Genomic DNA, 9,952 nt, shown 5'->3' with positions numbered 1-9,952 from the left:
GCGACGGACACTTTGCTCAAGTCGGCAAAGCCGCCCACGCAAGTGTCCTCCTCTGCGCCTCTGCGTGAGACCAATCTTAACTTAAAACCCCTCAAAACATCCTAAATGAACTAGGATGGCAATAGTAAACCATTTATTAATCTCAAGTTCGGGAATAGCGTAAATCCTTGCGAGTTTAGAAAACAGTTTAAATACTGTCAAATTCAGGAAGCGAAAACCTTACCTGAAACTGCTCTTATCGCTTAATACCCAAACGAGGAATAAACAGTGGAAAAAATCGCCATCATCGGATTATCATGCCTCTTTCCTGATGCTAACAATCCCGATCAATTTTGGCAGAATCTCACTGAGCAGAAAGATTCGACATCATCAATTACAGTCGAAGAAATGGGCTTAGACCCCACAATATTTTACGAACCAGTAAAAGGCAAGCCGGAAAAATTTTACTTCCTCAAAGGTGGATTTATCCGCAATTTTAAATTTGATGCCAGTGAATACAATCTGCCATCGGAATTTGTGGAAAGCTTAGATAACACCTTCAAATGGTCACTATACGCAGCCAAACAAGCAATACAAAATAGTGGTTATTGGGGAAATAAACAAGTCCTATCTAAATGTGGCGTAATTTTAGGAACACTTTCCTTACCCACAAAACTTTCTAATCAACTAATTGCACCAATTTATCGGCAAACCATCGAGCCAGCGATCGCAGAACTTTTACAAAATCAAGATTTCCATCTAGCGGCTATCCCTACAACTACTAAAGCCGCTACGCAAAACGCGATGATTTCCGGTTTACCGGCTGCATTAATTGCTAAAGCTTTCTCTCTTTCAGCTACTCATTTTTGTATAGATGCAGCTTGTTCTTCCTCCTTCTATGCCATCAAATTAGCATCCCATTACTTACAGTCAGGCAAAGCTGATGTCATGCTAGCCGGAGCTATCAGTTCCTCAGATCCTCTATTCTTAAGGATGCTATTCTCCGGTATTCAAGCCTATCCAGAAAACGGCATTAGCGCACCTCTAGATCAAGCTTCACGAGGCTTAATTACCTCTGAAGGTATCGGCATGGTAATGTTAAAACGCTACAGTGATGCTGTCAGAGATAGAGATAAAATCCTAGCAACGGTTTGCGGTAATGGACTTTCTAACGATGGCAAAGGTAAGCATTTAGTCAGCCCCAATACCAAAGGACAAATCCTAGCCTTTGAGAGAGCCTATCAAGAAGCTCGACTTAACCCCAAAGCTATTGATTATATGGAGTGTCACGCTACCGGCACATTACTCGGAGACACCACCGAACTCACCTCTATAGAATCCTTTTTTGGACAACATCAAGCAAAACCTTTAGTTGGTTCAGCCAAAGCTAACGTCGGTCACTTATTAGTAGCTGCTGGGATGGTAAGTTTAACGAAAGCAATTTATAGCCTAAATCAAGGTGTAATTCCACCCACCATCAACATCAACAACCCGATCAAATCAGAAAACAAAGTCATTCCCTCCAACAACATCGTCCGAACTCCCACACCTTGGCCGCAAACCAACCCAACTAAACACATAGCCTTAAGTGCCTTTGGCTTCGGTGGTACAAACTCCCACCTGATTCTAGAGAAATAAGAAATTTGGCGTTGCGGAGAAAGATATGATTATGTCTCACGCAAAGTCGCAAAGACGCAAAGTTACAAAGAAAAAAAAGGTAATTTCGACGTTTCATATTCTGATTCAGCAACACCAAAACCCTTCACTAAACCTATTGCAACAATTTGCGCTCTTACCTTTGCGCCTTTGCGCGAACCTCTAAAAAAATTATTCAGCAACACCAAAGTATTGATGCAAGAAATCCAATAAATTCAACATTGACAATACTAAAGAGATGTCAGAACAAAAAATCGCTATTGTAGGCATGGATGCCTTCTTCGGTGAATGCAACACCTTAGACGCATTTGAACGCAGTATCTACGACGGTAAACAGCACTTCATCCCCTTACCGCCCAAGAGATGGTACGGTATCGAAGCACAAAAAGAACTACTACAAAAGTACGGCTTAGTAGAAGGTAAAGCCCCCGTAGGCGCATATATCAAAGAGTTTGATATTGATACCCTCACTTATAAGATTCCTCCCAACGAAGTCGAAAAACTCAACCCCCAACAACTGCTACTACTGACAGTAGCCGATCGCGCCCTCAAAGATGCGAAAATTCCAGAAGGTGGCAATGTAGCTGTCATTATCGCCACAGAAACAGAGTTATCTGTCCATCAACTACAACAACGCTGGGATTCGTCTTGGCAAGTCAAAGACGGTCTGAATGCGGCAGAAATTACGCTACCATCAGAAAAAATTGCCCAACTAGAAACCATTGTTAAAGATAGCGTTCACCATCAAGTCGAGATTGGTGAGTATTTAAGCTACATCGGCAACATTATGGCGAGTCGGGTTTCTTCGCTGTGGAATTTTACCGGGCCTTCTTTCACTCTCACGGCTGTAGAAACTTCCGCATTCAAGGCGTTGGAAGTGGCACAAATGCTACTGTTGACTGAAGAAGTTGATGCTGTGGTTGTTGGTGCGGTCGATTTAGCTGGCGGTGTGGAAAACGTATTATTACGCAGTCAATCAGCTAATATTAATACTGGTGTTAACACCTTGAGCTATGACCAAAAAGCCAACGGTTGGACACCGGGAGAAGGTGCGGGGGTTGTAGTTCTCAAGCGTCATGACCAAGCACTCGAAAATGGCGATCGCATTTATGCCGTAATTGATGCCGTTAGTATCGGTCAAACCTACTCAAATCTAGACGGCGCAAGCATTAACCAAGCTTGTCAGCAAGCCCTACAAACCGCAGGTATTCAACCCGACCAAGTTAACTATGTCGAGGTTTGCGGTAGTGGAATTCCCCAAGAAGACGAAGCGGAAATTGCTGGTTTAGTCCAAGCCTATCCGCCTGTAGGTAATGGTTTACACTGTGCTATTGGCAGCGTCAAAGCTAATATCGGTCATACCTGTGTCGCCTCTGGAATCGCTAGCTTAATTAAAACGGCTTTATGTCTGTATTACAGATACATCCCAGCTACCCCTAACTGGTCTGGTGTCAAAACACCGGAAGCTTTTGAAGGTAGTCCTTTTTATGTGGCGACAGAATCCCGTCCTTGGTTTCTCAGCAAGAACGCCCCGCGACGTATCGCCGCCGTTAATGGTATGGGTTCTGATGGGAGTTACGCCCATGTAATTTTGTCGGAAGAAGTCAATCAACCAGAACGTCCGAATAGATATTTACAGCAAACGCCTTTCTATCTGTTCCCCATAGCGGCTGATGACCGTTCTAGTTTGATGACGGCTTTGGATAGTCTACAAAAGAGTATTGAAGAGAGTGATTCTCTATCTGAGACTGCTAGCCAAGCGTTTAATAGATATCAGCAACAAACCACCGCACAGTACGCTGTATCAATTACCGGACGCAATAAAAAAGAGCTTCTTCGAGAACTGGAATCAGCCCGCAAAGGTATTAATGCAGCCTTTGATAAAGGAACAGATTGGCAAACACCCACAGGTAGTTACTTTACAGCCAACCCCTTGGGTAAAAAAGGCGAGGTGGCTTATGTGTATCCGGCGGCGGTAAATTCTTATATAGGTATTGGTCGTAATCTGTTCCGCCTCTTCCCCAAACTGCATGACAACCCCTTCGTCAAGAGTATCTACAAACGGGCTGCTGATGTGGAACGTCGGGTATTTCCGCGTAGTTTGAGCAAGTTAACTACCAGACAACTAGAAAAGCTAGAGAGGGAATTGTTAGATGATTCTCTAGCCATGTTTGAGGCGGAAATGTTCTGCACCAGACTGCTAACCACCGTGATTCGGGATGATTTTCAAGTCAAACCGAAATATGTGTTTGGCTATAGCTTGGGTGAAACCAGTATGATGGTTGCTCAGGGGGTGTGGAGCAATTTTTATGAAGGTAGTAGTTCTTTCAACTCATCAGCATTATTTGGCGATCGCTTATCAGGCCCAAAAAATGCTGTGCGTGAGTATTGGGGATTACCAAAATCTACCACAACTTCAGAGGATAATTTATGGGGTAATTATGTGTTAATGGCGAGTCCTGTACAAGTACGGGATGCCATTAGAAACGAACCCCATGTTTATTTGACACAGATTAATACCCCCGAAGAAGTATTAATTGCAGGTGAACCAGCAGCTTGTCAAAGGGTAATTAAAACCATTGGTTGTAATGCTTTCCCTGCTCCCTTCGATCATGTGATTCATTGTCAAGCCATGCGATCGGAGTTTGATGAGCTAGTCAAATTAAACACACTACCAAGTCAGGAAATACCCGGTATTGTATTTTATTCGGCGGCTGAGTATCAAACCATCAAATTAGAAAGTGAGATAATTGCTCATAGCATCGCCACAGGGTTATCTCAAGAATTAGACTTTCCCAAATTAGTTAACCGCATCTACGACGACGGAACAAAAATCTTTATAGAAGCTGGTGCTGGTAGTGTTTGTTCTCGCTGGATAGACAAAATCCTCGAAGACAAAGAACACATCACAGTATCCCTGAACCGTCGCGGGATGGATGATCACAGTTCCATTGTCAAAGCGTTAGGTAAACTCGTTAGTCATCGGGTGAATTTAGACTTATCACCACTTTACAGCCCAGTTACAACCAGCAAGCAAAATAAAGCCATGCTGCGGACTGTCACAGTTGGTGGTGACTCAATTACTAGCAAAATTTTAACGGAAGAAAACCGTAAACTCTTCCAAGAGATAGCAGAAAAACGACAGCCAAAACAACCAGTATTTGGTGATTACCTGAGTATAAATTCCCTGAACTTATCTCAGGATGTTACTAATAGTGAAAACCCGACTGTAGAAATTCCTACTCCCACAGTTGACTCAGAAAAAGATTCCATGAAAGATATCATGGAACACAATTTTAAAATAGAAGAACCAGTAGAATTTTCTGAGTCAAATACTTCTGACTCTGCAACGCCTCAGAGAGTTTTAAATTCACCTGAAACCGACGACGAATTTGCCACCATCATCAATATGTTGGAACTAAACAAAGTTCAGTATCAAAAACTGAACGCAAACAACGCACGCATAACTAAAAATCACACAGACTTCTTAAAAGCCAGACAAGATTTTAGTAAACAACTGAGCGAAATCATTCAATTACAAATGGTTTGCGCCGCAGATTTATTAAATGAAGAGGCGAAGTAATTCAAGTTTGTAGTAAGGACTTTAGTCCTTAGAAAAGAAGGACTGAAGTCCTTACTACGAACATTAATAATTTATTGCATATCGTGCGAGGAAACGACTGTGACGACTGTGGATACGCTTATAAATAAATCTGATAATGGTCTGGGCTTTCCCAACCACACCAACAATCACAATCTAGTTTGGAAAGGTAATTTAGATTGTGTAGCTTTTGAAAAAACAGCTATCAAAAATAAATTACTGGCTGTAGATAAACCTTGTTACTTTGTCAAAGTAGCAGAACAAGTTGGCGTAACTAATGATGGTTTTTTAACTACTGCTGATAGTGCTACAGTCGGACAATTAGAACTATTAACATCAATTGCACCCATCACCAGCCAACAACTAGGCGACTCCAGTTTTCTCTCATGTTATGGTGTGAAATATGCCTATATGACTGGTGCAATGGCTGGCGGTATTGCTTCCGAAGAAATGGTTATTGCATTGGGTAGAGAAAAGATTTTAAGTTCTTTTGGTGCAGGTGGTTTAACTCCTGAGAGACTAGAAGCAGCTATTCAAAAAATTCAACAAGCTTTACCTCATCATCCCTACGCTTTTAATTTAATTCACAGCCCTAATGATATGGCAGTTGAACGCCGGGCTGTGGATTTATATTTAAAATATGGTGTGCGAATTGTTGAAGCTTCCGCATTTTTAGATTTAACACCTAACATTGTTTATTACCGAGTTGCGGGGCTAAGTTTAAATGATGCGAATCAAATTGAAATCAAAAATAAAGTAATTGCCAAAATTTCTCGCCGAGAAGTAGCGAGTAAATTTATGCAGCCAGCACCACCAAGAATTCTCCAAGAATTGTTGCAACAAGGTTTAATTACTGAGTTGCAAGCTAAACTTGCTGCTCAAGTTCCAATCGCTGATGATATTACTGTAGAAGCTGATTCTGGGGGACATACTGATAATCGTCCCTTGGTTTGTTTGCTTTCTTCTATCATTGCTTTGAGGGATGAAATTCAAGCTCAATATCATTATTCTCAACCGATTAGAGTCGGTGCGGCTGGGGGAATTGCTACCCCAGAATCAGCTTTAGCAGCTTTTATGATGGGTGCTGCTTATGTAGTTACTGGTTCAGTGAATCAAGCTTGTGTTGAATCTGGTGCTTGTGAACATACCAAAAAATTATTAGCACAAGCGGAAATGGCTGATGTGACTATGGCCCCCGCCGGTGATATGTTTGAAATGGGGGTAAAAGTACAGGTTCTAAAACGGGGTACTATGTTCCCCATGCGGGCGCAAAAACTATATGAATTGTATCGCAGTTATAACTCTATTGAAGAAATTCCTGCGGCGGAAAGGGAGAAGTTAGAAAAACAAGTTTTTCGGAAAACTATTGCTGAGGTTTGGGAAGGAACGGCTGCTTATTTATCACAAAAAAATCCTGAAAAGTTAGGTAAGGCTGTTAATAATCCTAAGTTGAAAATGGCTTTAATTTTCCGGTGGTATTTAGGATTATCTTCTCGTTGGTCTACTGCTGCTGAAAAAGGTCGAGAAGTTGATTATCAAATTTGGTGCGGCCCAGCAATGGGAAGTTTTAATGACTGGGTGCGGGGTTCTTATTTAGCAGATGCAAATAATCGTCATGTTGTTGATGTTGCTAATCACATTATGACGGGCGCAGCGTTTTTATATCGCGTTCAAAGTTTGAAAATTCAAGGAATGCAAATCCCTGATTATTACCTGCAATATCGCCCAGTTCGTTAGGAAATTGCTGACTGTTGAGTTTTAACCGTGAGTTCGGTAAATATTTGGAGTTTTCAAAATGAATCTAACACAATCTTATAGTGCGGCAGATATTCAAGCTTGGATGGTGTCTCACCTAGCTGAATTACTGAGTGTAGATGCTGATGAAATTGACCCCAGTGTGAATTTAGAAAGTTATGGTTTGGACTCTGCCCAAGCGATGACTATGGTGAGTCAATTAGAGAAGTTGTTAGGCTTTCAACCATCGCCTTTGTTGTTATGGCATTATCCCACAATTGAATCATTATCTCAGCGTTTGGCTGAAGAATTAGAGGAGAAAGCAGAGGTAAAAGATACTGGTGCTGTACGTCCAACAAATACTTCTAGTGTCAACACTGATACCCCTATTTTGGATTTACAAGCTGAAGCTGTTCTTGATCCCACTATTCACCCTGGTGGTGCTATTCCTGTTGCTTTACCTATCACTCAACCGAAAAAGGTATTTGTAACTGGTGGTACTGGTTTTTTAGGTGCTTTTATTATTCGGGAATTGCTCAAGCAAACTCAGGCTGATATCTATTGTTTGGTGCGTGCTGCTAACTTGGAAGAAGGTAAAAGCAAGCTGCAAAAGAATTTAGCTGGTTATGCTATTTGGCAGGATGAGTATGAATCTCGTATTATCCCTGTTCTTGGTGATTTATCTGAACCATTGTTAGGTCTAAGTTCTACTCAGTTTCAAACTTTAGCCGCAGAAGTTGACACTATTTATCATAGTGCTGCTTTGTTAAATTATGTGTTCCCTTATTCGGCACTGAAAGCGGCTAATGTTTTAGGAACTCAAGAGGTTTTGCGTTTGGCTTGTCAAGTGAAAGTTAAGCCTCTGCATTATGTTTCTAGTGTGGCGGTGTTTGAATCTCCTTTTTATGCTGGTAAAGTGGTAAAAGAGGATGATAATTTTAGCCACTGGGAAGGTATTTATTTGGGTTACTCCCAAACTAAATGGGTAGCAGAAAAGTTAGTGAAGATTGCACGCGATCGCGGTCTGCCTGTTACTATTCATAGACCCCCTTTAATCTCCGGTGACAGTCAAACAGGTATCGGTAACACCCACGACTTTATCAATTTGATGGTTAAGGGTTGTCTGCAAATGGGCTATTTCCCGGCAGTAGAATATATGTTGGATATGTCTCCTGTAGATTATGTCAGCAAAGCGATCGTTTATCTCTCGATGCAACAAGCATCTCTAGGTAAGGCTTTTAACTTACAACATCCCCAACCAGTTGCTTTAAGTGTTTTAGTTGATTGGGTGCGCTCTTTTGGTTATGAAGTTAACATTATACCCTATGAAGAATGGCAAGCTAAGTTAATTGAAAGTGCCACTTCTACTGATAATCCTTTATACACTTTGCGTCCTTTCCTCCTTGAACGTTGGTCTGATGAACAACTCACTATTCCTGATTTGTATCTCAAGGCTAAAAGACCTCACATCAGTTGTGAAGCTACTGTTAAGGCTCTGGCTGGTAGTGGTGTGACTTGTGCGCCAATTGATGCCAAGTTGTTTATGACTTATACAGCTTACTTGATTCAAAGTGGTTTTTTGAGTTTGGGTTAGAAGGGTTTAAACGCAGAGGTACGCGGAGGAAGCGCGGAGGTACGCGGAGAGTTTAACAAGGTTTGGCTTTATGCGTCCAATTCACCCAGTTTCTTTGAGAAGCTGGGTCTTTCTTGTGATAGTTCCTGACATTTCTCTTTCCCAGTCCCCAGTCCCCAGTCTCCATACATTAAATTAGGTTTACTATTAACACTAGCTTCATACAATCAATGCTATAAATGAAGTTGACGTAAAGTCGAACCTCTCTGAACAAATCCTTGACTTCATGCCTGTTCTGCAACGGAAGGCGATTAACGCTTTTATGAGTCATTTTTCCTAATTTTGTTTCAACCAGTGCAGTCTACTGCTTAATTTATGTAAGCAAGTGTGTAATGTAGCTGTCTTTATCGCATTGAGTTGCGGATAGGTGGGTAGTTTGATGGTTTGAACTGTCTGGGGTCTGAATTAGGCTACACAGAGTTTACCAACTGTATGATGCGTGAATCCTGCCGTTCAGAATACAGGTATTAGCAGGTTACAATGAGAACTCTCACAGATAAGACAGTGCTGTTGACCGGTGCCTCACGCGGTCTAGGTGTATACATTGCTCGTGCTTTAGCTAAAGAGCAAGCAACTATCGTATGTGTTTCGCGTTCCCGTTCAGGATTAGAGCAAACTTGTCATGCAATTACAGCAGCAGGTGGTAGAGCTGTCGCTATTCCTTTCGATATCGCTAATGTAGCGCAATTATCGGCTCTCACTGAGCAGGTTCACGCAACTGTCGGCCCCGTTGATGTTTTAATCAACAATGCTGGCATCGAAATTAATAGTGCGTTTGCCAATTACTCTCTCGCGGAAATTCAATCTGTCTTCAACACTAACTTATTGGCTGCTATGGAATTAACTCGTTTACTCCTCCCCAACATGATGGAACGAGGTAGTGGCCGCATTGTTAACATTGCTTCTCTGGCTGGTAAAAAGGGTATTGCTTTTAATAGCATTTATTCCGCCAGTAAAGCAGGTTTGATTATGTGGACTGATGCCGTCCGTCAAGAATTAGCTGGTAGTAATGTCAATATTTCGGTGGTTTGTCCGGGATATGTCTCTAACACTGGCATGACTGTCGATCCTCGTTTACCTGCACCTAAATTAGCAGGTATGACTACACCTAAAGGTATCACCAACGCTGTGATGCGTGCTATTAAAGGTAACAAAGCCGAAATCATTGTCAATCAAAATCCAATTACGGAAGGTTTGACAAAATTTATGTTGGCTATGGGACAATTTTCTCCCACTTCGGTTGATTCTCTGTATCGCTGGTTAGGAATAGTCAATTTCAACCACAGACGCTCGGAAAATAGAGCCAATCTCAAGGATGCAGCTGTTGGACGCTATTACTAATAATAGTC

5 protein-coding genes are annotated in these 9,952 nt (G+C 41.8%); all 5 read left to right on the top strand.

The features are described from left to right. Window positions 1–267 precede the first annotated feature (267 nt). Window positions 268–1,617 (top strand): polyketide synthase, encoded by a 1,350-nt coding sequence (locus tag A3775_RS03735; protein WP_066423913.1) that lies wholly within the window; start codon window positions 268–270, stop codon window positions 1,615–1,617. Window positions 1,618–1,873: 256 nt separating this feature from the next. Beyond that, entirely contained in the window at window positions 1,874–5,218 is a 3,345-nt protein-coding gene (locus tag A3775_RS03730; RefSeq protein WP_066423911.1) for a type I polyketide synthase, read from the top strand. 99 nt (window positions 5,219–5,317) lie between these two features. Continuing rightward, the gene (locus A3775_RS03725) at window positions 5,318–6,973 is read left to right on the top strand and encodes a PfaD family polyunsaturated fatty acid/polyketide biosynthesis protein (RefSeq protein WP_066423909.1); all 1,656 of its coding nucleotides are present in this window, start codon (window positions 5,318–5,320) and stop codon (window positions 6,971–6,973) included. A gap of 58 nt (window positions 6,974–7,031) precedes the next feature. Beyond that, on the top strand, window positions 7,032–8,564 hold the full coding sequence (locus A3775_RS03720; protein WP_066423906.1) for a thioester reductase domain-containing protein: 1,533 nt from the start codon (window positions 7,032–7,034) through the stop codon (window positions 8,562–8,564). A 519-nt stretch (window positions 8,565–9,083) separates the two neighbouring features. Continuing rightward, on the top strand, window positions 9,084–9,944 hold the full coding sequence (locus tag A3775_RS03715; protein ID WP_066380742.1) for an SDR family NAD(P)-dependent oxidoreductase: 861 nt from the start codon (window positions 9,084–9,086) through the stop codon (window positions 9,942–9,944). Window positions 9,945–9,952 lie beyond the last annotated feature (8 nt).

This window comes from Anabaena sp. 4-3, from assembly GCF_001597745.1.
Classification (GTDB): domain Bacteria; phylum Cyanobacteriota; class Cyanobacteriia; order Cyanobacteriales; family Nostocaceae; genus Trichormus.
This window is presented reverse-complemented; position numbering and strand designations above follow the sequence as displayed.